At 64.1% G+C, this 13,751-nt stretch carries 16 protein-coding genes; 4 read left to right on the top strand and 12 right to left on the bottom strand.

Translation table 11 applies throughout. The features are described 5' to 3' along the window. From EN879_RS07925 to EN879_RS07915, 3 genes are all read right to left on the bottom strand, one after another. Positions 1 to 1,177 (bottom strand): DNA polymerase ligase N-terminal domain-containing protein (locus tag EN879_RS07925; RefSeq protein WP_281034584.1); only part of this gene is annotated, 1,177 nt, incomplete at its 3' end. A 12-nt stretch (positions 1,178 to 1,189) separates the two neighbouring features. Continuing rightward, on the bottom strand, positions 1,190 to 2,059 hold the full coding sequence (locus EN879_RS07920) for a Ku protein (RefSeq protein WP_063169649.1): 870 nt from the start codon (positions 2,057 to 2,059) through the stop codon (positions 1,190 to 1,192). 12 nt (positions 2,060 to 2,071) lie between these two features. Next, positions 2,072 to 2,311 (bottom strand): hypothetical protein, encoded by a 240-nt coding sequence (locus EN879_RS07915; RefSeq protein WP_127274001.1) that lies wholly within the window; start codon positions 2,309 to 2,311, stop codon positions 2,072 to 2,074. Between the two features lie 125 nt (positions 2,312 to 2,436). Here EN879_RS07915 and EN879_RS07910 point away from each other — a divergent pair, with 125 nt between their 5' ends. Both EN879_RS07910 and EN879_RS07905 read left to right on the top strand, forming a co-directional pair. Further along, positions 2,437 to 2,577 carry a hypothetical protein gene (locus EN879_RS07910; protein WP_013528645.1) on the top strand — a complete coding sequence of 47 codons (141 nt, stop codon included), beginning with the start codon at positions 2,437 to 2,439 and terminating at the stop codon, positions 2,575 to 2,577. Positions 2,578 to 2,831: 254 nt separating this feature from the next. Beyond that, on the top strand, positions 2,832 to 3,218 hold the full coding sequence (locus EN879_RS07905; RefSeq protein ID WP_255337212.1) for a DCC1-like thiol-disulfide oxidoreductase family protein: 387 nt from the start codon (positions 2,832 to 2,834) through the stop codon (positions 3,216 to 3,218). A gap of 15 nt (positions 3,219 to 3,233) precedes the next feature. On the opposite strand, the gene EN879_RS07900 is transcribed toward EN879_RS07905, so the two are convergent. Genes EN879_RS07900 through EN879_RS07890 form a run of 3 tightly spaced genes read right to left on the bottom strand, consistent with a single transcriptional unit; the run spans position 3,234 to position 6,708 of the window. Beyond that, positions 3,234 to 3,617, bottom strand: coding sequence for a DUF1850 domain-containing protein (locus EN879_RS07900; RefSeq protein WP_063169651.1), 384 nt, complete (start codon positions 3,615 to 3,617; stop codon positions 3,234 to 3,236). Next, positions 3,614 to 5,734 (bottom strand): TRAP transporter permease, encoded by a 2,121-nt coding sequence (locus EN879_RS07895; protein WP_063169652.1) that lies wholly within the window; start codon positions 5,732 to 5,734, stop codon positions 3,614 to 3,616. Before EN879_RS07895 ends, EN879_RS07900 begins: the two co-directional genes overlap by 4 nt. A 14-nt stretch (positions 5,735 to 5,748) precedes the next feature. Further along, complete coding sequence (locus EN879_RS07890) at positions 5,749 to 6,708, bottom strand: TAXI family TRAP transporter solute-binding subunit (RefSeq protein ID WP_063169653.1); 960 nt, start codon at positions 6,706 to 6,708, stop codon at positions 5,749 to 5,751. A gap of 257 nt (positions 6,709 to 6,965) precedes the next feature. Here EN879_RS07890 and EN879_RS07885 point away from each other — a divergent pair, with 257 nt between their 5' ends. Both EN879_RS07885 and EN879_RS07880 read left to right on the top strand, forming a co-directional pair. Then, the gene (locus EN879_RS07885) at positions 6,966 to 7,319 is read left to right on the top strand and encodes a YciI family protein (protein ID WP_013528640.1); all 354 of its coding nucleotides are present in this window, start codon (positions 6,966 to 6,968) and stop codon (positions 7,317 to 7,319) included. Next, positions 7,319 to 8,563, top strand: coding sequence for an RNA polymerase sigma factor (locus EN879_RS07880; RefSeq protein WP_063169654.1), 1,245 nt, complete (start codon positions 7,319 to 7,321; stop codon positions 8,561 to 8,563). Before EN879_RS07885 ends, EN879_RS07880 begins: the two co-directional genes overlap by 1 nt. 3 nt (positions 8,564 to 8,566) lie before the next feature. Here the strand turns inward: EN879_RS07880 and EN879_RS07875 are convergent, their stop codons facing one another. The 6 genes from EN879_RS07875 to EN879_RS07850 all read right to left on the bottom strand — a co-directional run. After that, complete coding sequence (locus tag EN879_RS07875) at positions 8,567 to 9,193, bottom strand: glutathione S-transferase family protein (RefSeq protein WP_063170412.1); 627 nt, start codon at positions 9,191 to 9,193, stop codon at positions 8,567 to 8,569. Positions 9,194 to 9,322: 129 nt separating this feature from the next. After that, positions 9,323 to 10,300 carry a cysteine synthase A gene (gene cysK / locus EN879_RS07870; protein ID WP_027161213.1) on the bottom strand — a complete coding sequence of 326 codons (978 nt, stop codon included), beginning with the start codon at positions 10,298 to 10,300 and terminating at the stop codon, positions 9,323 to 9,325. 196 nt (positions 10,301 to 10,496) lie between these two features. Next, complete coding sequence (locus tag EN879_RS07865) at positions 10,497 to 11,114, bottom strand: LysE family translocator (protein ID WP_013528636.1); 618 nt, start codon at positions 11,112 to 11,114, stop codon at positions 10,497 to 10,499. A 273-nt stretch (positions 11,115 to 11,387) separates the two neighbouring features. Then, a complete protein-coding gene (locus EN879_RS07860; RefSeq protein ID WP_082826610.1) occupies positions 11,388 to 12,740 on the bottom strand; it encodes a sorbosone dehydrogenase family protein in 1,353 nt (450 codons plus the stop codon). A 98-nt stretch (positions 12,741 to 12,838) separates the two neighbouring features. Beyond that, positions 12,839 to 13,036 carry a hypothetical protein gene (locus tag EN879_RS07855; protein ID WP_023814156.1) on the bottom strand — a complete coding sequence of 66 codons (198 nt, stop codon included), beginning with the start codon at positions 13,034 to 13,036 and terminating at the stop codon, positions 12,839 to 12,841. Positions 13,037 to 13,060: 24 nt separating this feature from the next. Continuing rightward, positions 13,061 to 13,751 (bottom strand): heat-inducible transcriptional repressor HrcA (locus EN879_RS07850; RefSeq protein WP_164774337.1); only part of this gene is annotated, 691 nt, incomplete at its 5' end.

The raw sequence follows: 13,751 nt of genomic DNA, 5'->3' as shown, positions 1-13,751 counted from the left end.
GTGCATCGGCACGCTTGGAGACGACGCCTTCCAGGCCCATCCGGCAGGCATGCTCCAGCATGATCTTGCCGGGTTCGGCGAAATGGTCGCTGAAGCGGACCGCCGCATTGTCGGACTGTTCGCCGAGCAGTTCCTGCAAGGCCTGCTTACGCTCGACCAGCGGCTCGCGCCGAAGATCCTGCCCATCGAGCCGCATCAGGTCGAACACGTAATAGATGAAGCGATTGGTCCGCTTCGCCGACAGGTCCTGCTGCAGCAGCGCGAAAGACGAGACGCCGCTGTCGGCCAGCACCACCACCTCGCCATCGATGATGGCGTCGCTGCACTTCAGCCCGGCCAGCTCCGCGACGATCTCGCCGCCGAATTTCTTCGTCCAGTCGAGGCCGGTGCGGGTCAGCAGCCGCACATCGGTGCCGGCGATCTGCGCCTGCATGCGATAGCCGTCGAACTTCACTTCGTGCAGCCAGTCCTTGCCCGGCGGCGCATCGCGCTCGAGCGTGGCCAGCTGCGGCTCGATAAAGTCGAGGCGTTTGCCGGCTTTTGTCTTGACGGCGGCCGGCTTGTTGGAATGCCAGACTTTCGGCTTCTCGCCCTTCGCGGTCTTGCCCTCGCCGACCTCCTCGATCGTCAGGCCGGACTTCACCGATTCAGGCGCTTCCTTGAGGATGTCCTCGCCGGGACGCGCTGCGGCATCGTCCGACTTGATCAGCAGCCAGTTGTCGCGCTTTTCACCCGCTCGCGGCTTCAGCCGCACCAGATGCCATGCCCCATGCAGCTTGTGTCCCCTGAGCTCGAAGCTGATATGGCCCTTTTTCATCGCCTTGGCCGGGTCGATCTCGGGAATCCAGGTGCCCTCGTCCCAAACGATAACCGAACCGCCGCCATATTCGCCCTTGGGAATGGTGCCTTCGAACGGCGCATAGTCGATCGGGTGATCCTCGACATGGACAGCCAGTCGCTTCTCATGCGGGTCGAGGCTCGGGCCGCGCGTCACCGCCCAACTCCACAGCACGCCGTCATGCTCGAGCCGCAAGTCGTAATGCAACCGCGTCGCGGCATGCTTGTGGATGACGAAGATGCCGCCGGCCTCGCCCTGCTTGGTCCGGGCGACCTTGCCGGCCGGTTCGGCGGTTTTCTTGAAATCGCGCTTGGAGTGATATTGTTCGAGGCTGGCCATCCGTTGGGTTCCTCACGCCGATTTGCGTTTGGGCGCGCTGGCTTTCGACTTGGCGCGTTTGGCCGCTGGCCTGGCCTTCGCCGACGAAGATGTTTTCGATGACCCGGAGTCCGACAGGCTCTTCTTCAGCGCGTCGAACAGATTGACGACATTGGAAGGTTTGGGCGCCGCCTTGGCCTTCGGCGCCTTGTGGCCGGCCTTCTTGGCGCGGATCAGCTCCAGCAGCGCGTCCTCGTATTTGTCGTCGAATTTCGAGGGATCGAACTTCGTCTTCTTCTTGTCGATGATCAACTCGGCCAGATCGGTCATCTCCTGATCGGTCTTCACGGGCTCGATGTCGCCGAAGACGGTGTCCGGTTGCCGTACCGTGTTGTCGTAGCGCAGCGTCGTCAGCACCATGCCCTTGCCGAGCGGTTCGATCACCACCGGCCGTTCGCGTCGGTAGAGCACGATACGCGCCAGCCCGGCCATCTTCTTGCCCGCCATCGCATCGCGAATGACGGCGAACGCCTCTTCCGACACCTTGTCGGCGGGCGCCACATAGTAGGGCGTGTCGAGATAGATCTGCTGGATCGAAGCTTTGTCGACGAAACCGTCGAGCGCCATCGTGTGCGAGGATTCGATCTGCACCGCCTCGATCTCGTCTTCCTCGATATGGATGAAATTGCCATCGTCGAGTTCATAACCCTTGATCTCGTCATCCTCCTCCAACGGCTTGCCGGTTTCGGCATCGACATAGAGGCGCTTCACCGTGTTGCCGGTCTTGCGGTTGAGAATGCGAAACGAGACCCGCTCCGTATGGGTGACGACATTGGTCAGTTCGACGGCACAGGTGACCAGCGAAAGCTTCAGATAGCCTCTCCAGGCCGGACGCGGCGCCATGATATCTTCCCTTCAGAACCAGATGAAGGTGAGAACGGACAGATCGCGCTCCAGTTCCGCGCTCCCGCGCCGATCTGGATGCCAAGGGGCCGCCTGAGTGGTTCTGGCCGCCAGCACGGAAATTTCGCGGGCTCGGCAAAAGTTGAAACAGAACCGCGCGCAGGCGACATTCAAACGAAACATATGTGATGCAAAAGTCACATTGGCCGGAATGCCAACCAACTGCACGGAAAGACCCCGAATCAGCCGCATTCCAGCCACGAAGCAAGGCATTTTCGACCAGATATTAACATCACGTTCACCGACTATTCACGCCTCGACGCTATGATGACCGCAATTCGGAAGGGACATCCGAAAATCGGGACAGGGACAAGGTAATGAACTTCCTCGCGCACCTCATCGGCTATGCCGCCGCCATCCGCGAATTCGTTGCGCCGACCTACCGGCCCGAACGCTATTACATGCGCGGCCCCGGCCCGGCCTGCGCCCGTCGCGGCAACTCGCTGGGCGCGCACTGATCATGGCTTTCGAAAATCGCCACAACAGCCGGATCTGCAGGCCGGCCGCCTCTATCCGCGCCACCACCTATCGCGCCGAGCGTCCCGCTCTCGCCGACAGGCGCCGTGCGACATCGCCACGGCTTTGATACCATCGCTGGCCGGCTTAGTGTCATAGGACACGAGCAGCCGAGGCCAGCGTGACGGACCATCTTCAACCAGTTCGACCCCAGTCAACTCGTCCCTTCGAAACAGTTCTCGACTCACGCCATCCATTGATCGTTTTCGATGGCGTCTGCGTGCTCTGCTCCGGTTTCGTGCGCATGGTGGTCAGGCTCGACCGCCAAGGCCGTTTCCGCTTCGCCACCGCGCAGTCGCCCTTCGGTGAAGCGCTGTTCCGGAAGCATGGACTGCGCACCGACTCTTACGAAACCAATCTCGTCCTGATCGACGGCGTCGCCTTCACGCGGCTGGACAGTTTTGTCGCCGTCATGGCGGAACTCGGCTGGCCTTGGCGGGCGGCCAAGGCACTGTTGCTGTTGCCGCGCCCGCTGCGTGGTTGGCTCTATGATCGCATCGCCAGGAACCGCTACGCCCTGTTCGGCAGGAAGGATGCTTGCGACATTCCTTCTCCGGAGCTGCGCAAGCGGTTCCTTGGCTGAGGGTGTGGCTATGCGCTACCGCGGCTGGCTCGTGCCATCCGGCCGGCACGGCTCGAGCACGATCGGTCCGCCTGCCGTCCTCCCCAATTCCCGGCAGCCCTGAACCGTGCACAGTGTCCAGCCGTCGCTGGTTGCACCTGAAGCGGCGAGCACGACGCGCCGCTGCGGGCCGACATCAGGCGCATAGCTCCACCAACCCTCCTTCAGCACCGCGCCTTCCGGCGGCTCCATGCCGGCGCCCGAGCCCTCGATCCGGGCTTCGACCACCTGCAGGCCGGAGGACGTGACCTTCCAGTCTTCTTGCCAGCGCGTCCGTTCCACCGAATGCGTCCAGGACAGCGTGAAGGCGGCGACGGAGAGCGTTACCGTCTTGCCCGCGGCCAGGATGCACAGGCTCATGTTCTGACTGAAGCCTGCCGCGCGCGAAAACAGTGCCAGCCGATCCAGGCCAGCGCCAGCACCCAGCCGGCCTCGTCGGTGAGCGGCACCGCGGCGACCAGCAGCACGCCGGCCGCGAAGGCGACGAGCCGCTCCCACCACGCCATGCGGGTGACCAGAAAACCGACGGCGGCGGCACCCCACAGCACGATGCCCATGCACGCCTTGGCGACGATGTAGCCGACCTCGACGGGATAGCCGAACTGGGCGGCGATCGGACCTGCGTCCTGCAGCATCAGCGCCGGCGTGTAGACCGCCATGAACGGCACGACGAAGCCGGCAATGGCCAGCTTGGTCGCCTGGATGCCGATTTTCAGGCCGCTTTCCCTGGCCATCGGTGCGGCGGCGAACGCCGCCAGCGCCACCGGGGGCGTCAAATCGGCCATGATGCCGAAATAGAACACGAACATGTGGCTGACCAGCAGCGGCACGCCAAGCTCGAGCAGCGCCGGCCCGGCCAGCGACGAGGTGATGATGTAGTTGGGAATGGTCGGAATGCCCATGCCCAGCACCAGGCAGGTGACCATGGTCAGCACCAGCGACAGGAACAGATTGTCCTCGCCGATCGAGATGATCCAGCCGATGAAGGTCGAGGCGATGCCGGTCAGCGTCAGCGTGCCGATGACGATGCCGACAATGGCGCAGGCAATGCCGACCGGCAGCGCGTTCTTGGCGCCTTCGGCGAGCGAGTCGACACAGATTTGCAACGTCTCGCGGCCGCCCTTGAACGTGAAGCAGGCGACGACCAGTGCGGCGATCACCAGGCCGAGGAGGTTGACGCCGAACTTCATGAACGAAGCGGCGGCAAGCCCGAGCGCGATCCAGAAGACGATGCGGAAGGCCAGCGGCCCGATCGCTGCCGCCAACGGCGTGCCGAGGATGAGCACGATGGTCAGCGCCAGGCCCATCGTGCCGGCGAAGATCGGCGTATAGCCGGCAAACAGCAGGTAGATGAGCGCGGCCAGCGGCAGCACCAGCGGCCAGTGTTGCCGCACCGCGTCCCACGGATTGGGCAGCTCGGCCTTGGCCATGCCGTGCAGGCCCGCCTTGCCGGCTTCCAGATGCACCTGCCAGAAGCAGGCGCCGAAATAGAGCAGCGCCGGGATGATCGCCGCCTTGACCACTTCGGCATAAGGCACGTTCAGCGTCTCGGCCATGATGAAGGCGACCGCGCCCATCACCGGCGGCATGATCTGGCCGCCCATCGAGGAGGTCGCCTCGACGGCGCCGGCAAAAGCCGAGCGGAAGCCGAAGCGCTTCATCAGCGGGATGGTGAACTGGCCGCTGGCCACCACATTGGCGACACCCGAGCCGGAAATGGTGCCCATCAGCGCCGAGGACAGCACGCAGACCTGCGCCGGGCCGCCGCGCCACGAGCCGACCAGGCCAAGCGCGAAATCGTTGAACAGCGCGATCATGCCAGCGCGTTCGAGAAAGGCGGCAAAGACGACGAAGATGAAGATGTAGGCAGCCGAGACATAGATCGGTGTGCCGTAGATGCCTTCGGTGCCGTAGGCGAAGGTGTCGACGATCTGGGCGAAATCATAGCCGCGATGGATGAGCGGCGGCGGCAAATGGTTGCCGAAAAAGCAGTAGGCGAGAAAGATGAAAGCGATGACCGCCAGCGGCAGGCCCATCAGCCGCCGCGCTGCCTCGAAGACCAGCACCACCAGCACCGCGCCGACGATGAGGTCCGGCGTGGTCAGGAAGCCGGAGCGGCGGATCAGATCAGTGTAGAACACCCAATTGTAGAGGCCGGTGCCGAAGCCGAGCGCCCCGAGCGTCCAGAACGCGGCTTTCGCCGGCATGCTCTTGGCGCGCAGATTGGCGATCAGGCCAAAGCCGAGCAGCAGCAGGAAGCCGACATGCATGGCCCTCACCACCTGGCTCGGAATGCTGCCATAGGCGGCGACATAGATCTGGAACACGGAAAAGGCGACGGCGATGAGAAAGGCGGCCTTGCCCGCAAGGCCGTCGCCGAAGCCCGGCGGCAGCCCTTCGACCTGTTCTTCGACGGCAGGCAGATGGAAGGTGGCGGATTTGCCGTCGGTTGATGTTCCAGACGTTGCTTCGGTCATCCGACGGATCCGCCCTACTTCAACAAGCCCTTCTCCTTGTAGTATCGCTCGGCACCGGGGTGCAGCGGCACCGGCATGCCGTCGAGCGCCTTGGCCGGGTCGATCGCCTTGGCGGCGGCATGCGCCGCGGCCAGTTGGTCGAGATGGTCGAACATCAGCTTGGTCATCCGGTAGGCGGTCTCGTCGGAGACATCGGCGCGGGTGATGAGGAAATTGCCGACGGCGGCGGTGGCGACATCCTCGCTCTGGCCTTCATAAGTGCCCTTGGGAATGACCACCGACAGATAGGGCGCGCCGATCTTGGCGACGTCCTCGGCCGGCACCGCCACGACATTGATCGGCACGGAGGTGGCGAGGTCGCGGATCGAGGCGACGCCGAGCCCGGCCGATTGCAGCGTGGCGTCGAGCTGCCGGTTCTTGATCAGCTCGACCGATTCGGCGAAGGGCAGATACTCGACCCGGCCGAGATCCTCATACTTCAACCCGGCGGCGGCGAAGATGGCGCGGGCATTGAGCTCGGTGCCGGAGGCCGGCGCGCCGACCGACAGGCTTTTTCCCTTGAGGTCGGCCAGCGTCTTGATGCCGGACTCCCGGCTGGCGACGATCTGGATGTAGTTGGGATAGATGGCTGCGATGCCGCGCAACTTATCGAGCTTGCCGGGGAAACCGGCCTCGGCATTGCCTTCGGCGGCCAGCTTGACGGAATCGCCCAGCGCAAACGCGATCTCGCCCTTGCCCTGCTGCAACAGATTGAGGTTTTCGACCGAAGCCTTTGTTGCCTGCACCTGGGTGCGGGCACCTTCGATGCCCTTGCCGTAGATTTCCGACAGTGCCACGCCGAGCGGATAATAGACGCCAGATGTGCCGCCGGTGAGCACGTTGATGAATTCCTGCGCCTTGGCGGAAACAGCGCCTAGGCCAAGCGACAGCGCCACGGCGCCGGCCGCAACAAGTTTCGTCCTGAAATGGAACATCTGATTTCCTCCCTGAAATAGCAGCCGCATCACCTCCCTGACGCGAACAGAAGCGAGTTTAGACAGCGAGATGGAAATGCCAACCCGCAATCCCATGCGTTAGACGAATGGTTGAGTGCGGGATGCACAGATGGCCGCTTGCGTGAAATGTCTTCGGAGCCGAAAGATTTTTCCAATGCCTGTCGAAATCGGCCAGGGCCGCGCGACATACGTCCGGCTCGCAAACGAAGCAGCCTTCGAAACAACGGGAGAAGACCATGCGATACATGCTTTTGATCTACGTCAATGAAGCCGCGATGGCGGCCGCGCCGACCGATAAGACCTACGAGATCAGCGCTGCCTATGGCGCGTATACCGATGCGTTGAAGAAGTCCGGCGCCTGGCTGGCCGGCGACCGGCTGAAGCCGACCCAGGCCGCCACTTCGGTGCGGATGGTCAATGGCAAGACCAACGTGCTCGATGGCCCCTATGCCGACACCAAGGAGCAGCTTGCGGGCTTCTACATGATCGAGGCCGAGGATGCCGATGCCGCTATCGCCTGGGCGGCGCGCTGCCCCGCGGCCAGCGCCGGCACGGTCGAGCTGCGGCCGATCTGGGAACAGACCATGTGATGGAAAGTGGCCTGGAGATCGCGCGGGCGGCAGCGGAAACCGCCGCCCGGCAAAGCTACGGCAAGCTTGTCGCCTGGCTCGCGGCCCGCACGCGCGACGTGGCCGCAGCCGAGGACGCGCTGGCCGATGCCTTTGCCGCCGCCCTCGAACGCTGGCCAAGAACCGGCGTACCCAAGAAACCGGAAGCCTGGCTGCTGGCGGTGGCAAGGCGGCGCCGCGTCGATGCGGTGCGGCGCCGGCTGACCAGCGAGGCCGGCCGCGAGCATCTCAAGCTGATTGCCGAGGAAGCGGAGGCGCGCATGACCGACGAAGACCTGCCCGACGAGCGGCTGCGGCTGATGTTCGCCTGCGCCCATCCGGCGATCGAATCGAGCGTGCGTTCGCCGCTCATCCTGCAGACGGTGCTGGGGTTCGACGCCGCGACGATCGCTTCCGCCTTCCTGGTCTCGCCGGCAACGATGGGCCAGCGCCTGGTGCGAGCCAAGTCCCGCATCCGTGAAACCGGTATTCCGTTCCGCGTGCCGGAGCAGGCCGAACTCGGCGAACGGCTGGATGCGGTGCTGGAAGCGATCTACGCCGCCTTCGCCGAAGGCTGGTCCGACCCGGCGGGCACCGAGACGCGAGGGCGCAATCTGGCGACCGAAGGCATTTGGCTCGGCCGGCTGGTGGCTTCGCTGTTGCCGGAGGAGCCGGAGGCGCTGGGCCTCCTGTCGCTGATGCTGTTTGCTGAGTCGCGCCGCGCCGCACGGCGCAGCGCCGCCGGCGACTTCGTGCCGCTGGCGGAACAGGATTGCCTTCTATGGGACCGCGCCCTGATCGATGAGGCGGAGGCGCTGCTTTCCCACGCCGCGGCCAAGGGCATCATCGGCCGCTACCAGCTTGAGGCGGCCGTGCAGTCCGCGCATGCGGCACGACGGCTGACCGGCCGCACCGACTGGGCGGCGATCCGCGAGTTCTACGACGCGTTGCTTTCGATCGCAGGATCGCCGGTGGTGGCGATAAACCGCGCGGTGGCGATCGCCGAGGCCGAGGGCGCAGTGGCGGGATTGGCGGCCCTCTACGTGCTGGGCGACGACAAACGGCTTGATGACTATCAGCCCTATTGGGCCGCACGCGCCGGTCTCCTGGCCAGGCTTGGTCAGGTACTGCAAGCCTGCGAAGCCTATGACCGGGCGATCGGCCTCGAGCGCGACCCGGCGGTGCGCCGCTTCCTGCAGGAAAAGCGGGCAGTGCTCAGAAATTGAGCTTCAGCCCGGCCACATCTCGTGCGAGGTGTTGAGCGTCTTCATCAGCGGATGGTCGCGCAGCCGCGCCCACAGGCGTTCAATGTTCGGCCATGCCGTCCGCGCGCTGTCGATGTCGGGATGCCAGGCCACCAGCATGACCAGATAGATGTCGGCCAGCGACACCCGGTCGCCGACCAGCCAGTCACGGCCTTCAAGCGCGGCATCCAGAACGGCAAAGCCACGGTCCATCTCGGCCACGGCTGCCTGCTTGACCGCCTTGGTGCCTTCGGGATCGGCAGTGTAGCGGTATGCGTAGTAGAAACGCAGCACCGCCGGATAGAGCACCGACGACATGAAGGCCATCCAGCGCAGGAAATCGGCGCGGGCAGGCGCGTCTGCTGCCGGCGCCAAATTGGCATCGGGATGACGCTCGGCAAGCAGGATGCAGATCGCCGCCGATTCCGTCATCGAGCTTCCGTCCGGCAAGGTCAGCACCGGCACCTGGTTCAACGGACTGATGTCGAGGAAGGCGGGGTCGGGCCGGTCGGTCTTCGGCACGTCGATCTGCTCGAACTGTGCATTCGCCAACGCCAGCGCTGCCTCGACGACGAAGCCGCCGCTGCCAGGACGGGTATAAAGCTTGTACATAAAATTCTCCCCCGGCCGCGCAAAGCAGGCCGGGGCGATATGAACCGGAAGCGGTGCCGCGCTCAAGCCGCCGATGGCGGCCACGCGCGTTTTTTCAGCGGGCCAGCTTGGACGCGAAGGAGCGTCGGACTACGATCCCAGCCCCTCGAACAGGATTGTCGACAGATAGCGCTCGGCGAAGGACGGGATGACCACCACAAGATTTTTGCCCTTGTTCTCCGGCCGCGAGCCGACGACGATGGCCGCCTGCAGGGCGGCGCCCGAAGAGATGCCGACCGGCACGCCTTCGAGGCGGGCGACGAGGCGGGCATTGGCCACCGAATCCTCGTTCGACACCTTGACGATCTCGTCATAGATCGTCGTGTCGAGGATCTTGGGCGCAAAACCGGCGCCGATGCCCTGGATCTTGTGCGGGCCGGGCTGGCCGCCCGACAGAACCGGCGAGGAGTCGGGCTCGACGGCGACGACATGCACGGAGGGCTTGCGCTTCTTCAGCACCTGGCCGACGCCGGTGATGGTGCCGCCGGTGCCGATGCCGGCGACGAAGATATCGACCTCGCCATGCGTATCGTTCCAGATTTCCTCGGCCGTCGTCGTGCGGTGGATTTCCGGATTGGCCGGGTTCTCGAACTGCTGCGGGATGATCGCATTGGGGATCGTCGCTGCCAGTTCGTCGGCCTTGGCGATGGCGCCCTTCATACCTTTCGGACCCTCGGTCAGCACCAACTCGGCGCCGAGCAGCGCCAGCATTTTCCGGCGCTCGACCGACATTGTTTCGGGCATCGTCAGGATCAGCTTGTAGCCCTTGGCCGCGGCGGCGAAGGCAAGCGCGATGCCGGTGTTGCCCGACGTCGGTTCGATCAGCGTTGTCTTGCCGGGAGAAATCTTGCCTGATGCCTCAAGCGCCTCGATCATCGCCACGCCAATGCGGTCCTTGACCGAGGCGATCGGATTGAAGAATTCGAGCTTGGCGATGAGATTGGCGACGATGCCCTTTTCCCTGGCGAACTTGTCGAGCCGCACCAGGGGCGTGTCGCCGATCGTATCGGTGATGGAATTGTAGACGCGGCCGCGACCGGGCACACGGGCTGTGACGGGCTTGTTCATTGGTTTCGCTCCCAGAATTTCAGGCGAGTAAGGATTTCAGGCAGTGGAATTGCAGCCGGCAAGATAGGGCCTTCGGTCGCGCAAGATAGACTGTCGGCTGAAAATATCCGAGTGGGCCCTGTGTCTAAAACCGTGCCGTCCCGGAAAAGCATTTCTCGCAAAGGCCCGTTTGCGAAATGCTTTGGCGGAAAGCTCTCTATTGCCGAGCGGCAATCGCTGCAGCAGCACCGACCATGAAGCCGGCCGCCGTGCGGTTCAGCGCCTTGAGCGCGCGGGGCGATTTCAGAAACCAGCGCGCCTTGGCCGCCAGCGCCAGATACGGCACCAGCACCACCAACAGGACGACAACGGTCAGCGCGACGAGGATGCCGTAATCCGCCAGCGTGATGGTTTTCAGGTCGACGATGGTCGGCGTGATCGCGAGATAGAAGATCATCGTCTTCGGATTGCCGAGGGTAACGGTCAGGCCGGCGGCAAAGCTCGACAGCAAGCCGCCCTTGCCTTTTCCGGCCTCGACGGTCTCGGGCGTGATGCCGCTGTTCCAGAAGCGCCAGCCGAGAAAGGCGAGATAGGCGACGCCGAGCCATTTGATGGCCAGGAAAACCATGCCGAAGGATTGTGCGACGAAGGCGAGGCCAAGCACCACGGCGGTCAGATAGGTGATGTCGCCAACCATCAGGCCAAACGACATCGCCAGCGACGAGCGGAAGCCTGAGCCGAGCGCACGGGCGACCAGCGCGGTGATGCCGGGACCAGGAATCGCGGCGGCGATGCCGAGGGCCGCACTATAGGCGAGGAATCCGGTAAGGGTCATGGCACTGGTCTCGGATCAGAGCGTTTTATTGCATGGGACAGGCCAAGATTGAATTCCCTGGGGCCGGATTCCATTGCACCAGATATCGAGGGCTCGCCTTACGAAGCCCCCTCATCCGGCCGCTTCGCGGCCACCTTCTCCCCGAGGGGAGAAGAGACGGGCGCCAGCGTCTGCTGACTCCTCTCCCCTCGGGGAGAGGTCGGATTGTTCCCGAATTGCTCTTCGCAATTCGGTTGGCAATCCGGGTGAGGGGGCCTGCGTTACCTGAGCAGATCAGGACGGACCGTCGCCATGGGTGACACGCCAGATGGTGCCGTTGCCGTCCTCGCTGACGATCAGCGCACCGTCGCTCGCAATCGCCACGCCGACCGGCCGGCCCCAGACCTCACCGTTGGAAACGACGAAGCCGGTGATGAAATCCTCATACGCGCCGGTCGGCTTGCCGTCCTTGAACAGCAACCGCACCACCTTGTAGCCGGTCCTGTTGCCGCGGTTCCATGAACCATGCAGAGCGACGAACGCATCGCCCTTGTATTCAGCTGGAAAGCTCTTCCCCTCGTAGAAGGCGATGGTGAGCGGCGCCGAATGCGCCTGCATCAGCACATCGGGAACGGTCGTTTTGCCGGCAAGATCGGGGCGCTCACCCTTGTGGCGCGGATCCTCATTGTTGCCGATATAGTACCAGGGCCAGCCATAGAAGGCACCCTCCTTGACCACGGTCGCGTATTCGGGTGGCACATTGTCGCCAAGCGCATCGCGTTCGTTGACGACGCACCACAGCGCGCCGGTCGCCGGCTGCACGGTCATACCCGAGCAGTTGCGCAGGCCGGCGGCAAAGATGCGGCCGTTCTTGCCATCGGGATCGAAGGTCAGCACGTCGGCGCGGCCGTCTTCAGAACCCCAGGCTGCACCCAGCGGCTGCGATTTCGCCCAGGCATCGAGTCCGCCTTTCGGCTCCCGGCCCATGTCCTCGGCGACATTCGATCCCGAGCCGACCGAAAGGTAAAGCGTCTTGCCGTCCGGCGAGAAGGCGATATCGCGGGTCCAGTGATGACTGGCGGGGATGTTGCCGACGATGGTTTCCGGGTCGCCGGAGGCCTTCAGTTCGCCATTGCGGTAGGCAAAGCGCACGATGCTGTCGCTGTTGGCGACATAGACCCATTGCGGGTCAGGGCCCGGCGGATAGAAGGCAATGCCATAGGGTCGGTTGAGATTGCCGGCAAAGATGCCGTCCTGCGCCGGCTTCGCACTGCCTTCGGCGAGGCGATAGATGCGGACCTGGTTGGCTTTGCTGTCGGCGACGAACAGGTCGCCATTCGGCGCGACGCGCACGACGCGTGGATTGTCGATGCCCGATGCAACCAGCTCGGCCGAGAACCCCGGCGGCAGTTGCAGCTTCGCGTCTGCCGGCATGTCCGCGATGCCGGCGCTGTTCGAGGTCGACCGGGTGGCATTGGGCTTGGGCAGATCATCCGGTCTGATCAGCCGGCGGGTGCCCGGCTTGTCCGCTCGCCAGTCGCCGAAGGCAGCCGCGCCTTTCAGTACCGGTTCGTCCGCCTGCTGGGCGAATGAAGCGGTCGAGACAAACAGTGCGGCGGAAAGTGCCGGGCCGGCAAAACGCATCATTCGGTCCTCCAGTGTTCGGGCGTGAAAACAGGAACGACCGGTTTCGTCGATCGTTCCACGGCACACGATGAGGTGAAGGAAGCTTGCGGTTTTCCGGTTCAGGTCCCGGCGGCGTAGAAATCGTCGTCGAGGCGTTTTTCCAACTCGACGAGGTCAGCCGGCAGCGGCAGGCCCATGGCGCGCATTTCCTGCAGTTTTTCGCGCAGCTGCTCCTGGATCTCGTGCTGGTCTTCCGGCTGGTTGACCATCTCCTCGAGCAGCAGGCTGATCCGGGCCTTGAATTCTTCGAGCGCCATCGTCGTCTCCTCGGTTGGATCAGCTCAGCGCAGCATGCGTGAAATCAGCTGCGCCGTATAGTCGACCATTGGGACGATGCGCGCGTAATTCAGCCGGGTCGGGCCGATGACGCCGAGCGCGCCGACGACGCGGGCATCCTTGTCGCGATAGGGGGCGACGACCAGCGACGAGCCCGACAGCGAAAACAGCTTGTTTTCCGAGCCGATGAAGATGCGCACACCCGAGCCCTGCTCGGCGAGGTCAAGCAGCTGGATAAGCCCGTCCTGCGTCTCCATGTCCTCGAACAGATGGCGCAGCAGCTCGATGTCGGCCTGGGCGGTGACGTTTTCAAGCAGATTGGCACGCCCGCGCACGATGAGCCGTGCCGGCAGGCCGCTGTCGGCGCCGGCCCACACCGCCAGCCCCTTCTCCACCAGGTCCTGCGACAGCGTGTCGAGCGCGGCCCTGGTTTCTTCCTTGATGCGAGCGATCTCGATCCGCGCCTCGGCCAGCGTGCGGCCGCGTATATGGGCGTTGAGGAAATTCGAGGCCTCGTGCAGTTGCGAGACGGTGATCCCGGCGGGCAGGTCGACGACGCGGTTTTCGACGTCGCCATTCTGCGACACCAGCACCGCCAGCGCCTTCGTCGGCTCAAGCTGGATGAATTCGATGTGCTTCAGCGCCACCTCGTTTTTGGCGGCCAGCACCAGGCCGGCTCCGGTGCGACGCTGGAGC

It is taken from the genome of Mesorhizobium sp. M7A.F.Ca.AU.002.02.1.1 (genome assembly GCF_003998535.1).
Lineage (GTDB): Bacteria > Pseudomonadota > Alphaproteobacteria > Rhizobiales > Rhizobiaceae > Mesorhizobium > Mesorhizobium ciceri.
Note: the sequence above shows the minus strand (reverse complement) of the source record. Positions and strands in the feature narration are given on the sequence as shown.

Excerpts from the sequence above, each read along its gene's own strand:
- EN879_RS07875 (WP_063170412.1), bottom strand. The coding sequence starts at position 9,193 with ATGTACAAGCTTTATACCCGTCCTGGCAGCGGCGGCTTCGTCGTCGAG.
- cysK (WP_027161213.1), bottom strand. The coding sequence starts at position 10,300 with ATGAACAAGCCCGTCACAGCCCGTGTGCCCGGTCGCGGCCGCGTCTAC.
- EN879_RS07920 (WP_063169649.1), bottom strand. The coding sequence starts at position 2,059 with ATGGCGCCGCGTCCGGCCTGGAGAGGCTATCTGAAGCTTTCGCTGGTC.
- EN879_RS07915 (WP_127274001.1), bottom strand. The coding sequence starts at position 2,311 with ATGCGGCTGATTCGGGGTCTTTCCGTGCAGTTGGTTGGCATTCCGGCC.
- EN879_RS07880 (WP_063169654.1), top strand. The coding sequence starts at position 7,319 with ATGGAAAGTGGCCTGGAGATCGCGCGGGCGGCAGCGGAAACCGCCGCC.
- EN879_RS07900 (WP_063169651.1), bottom strand. The coding sequence starts at position 3,617 with ATGAGCCTGTGCATCCTGGCCGCGGGCAAGACGGTAACGCTCTCCGTC.
- EN879_RS07885 (WP_013528640.1), top strand. The coding sequence starts at position 6,966 with ATGCGATACATGCTTTTGATCTACGTCAATGAAGCCGCGATGGCGGCC.
- EN879_RS07860 (WP_082826610.1), bottom strand. The coding sequence starts at position 12,740 with ATGATGCGTTTTGCCGGCCCGGCACTTTCCGCCGCACTGTTTGTCTCG.
- EN879_RS07855 (WP_023814156.1), bottom strand. The coding sequence starts at position 13,036 with ATGGCGCTCGAAGAATTCAAGGCCCGGATCAGCCTGCTGCTCGAGGAG.
- EN879_RS07890 (WP_063169653.1), bottom strand. The coding sequence starts at position 6,708 with ATGTTCCATTTCAGGACGAAACTTGTTGCGGCCGGCGCCGTGGCGCTG.
- EN879_RS07895 (WP_063169652.1), bottom strand. The coding sequence starts at position 5,734 with ATGACCGAAGCAACGTCTGGAACATCAACCGACGGCAAATCCGCCACC.
- EN879_RS07865 (WP_013528636.1), bottom strand. The coding sequence starts at position 11,114 with ATGACCCTTACCGGATTCCTCGCCTATAGTGCGGCCCTCGGCATCGCC.
- EN879_RS07910 (WP_013528645.1), top strand. The coding sequence starts at position 2,437 with ATGAACTTCCTCGCGCACCTCATCGGCTATGCCGCCGCCATCCGCGAA.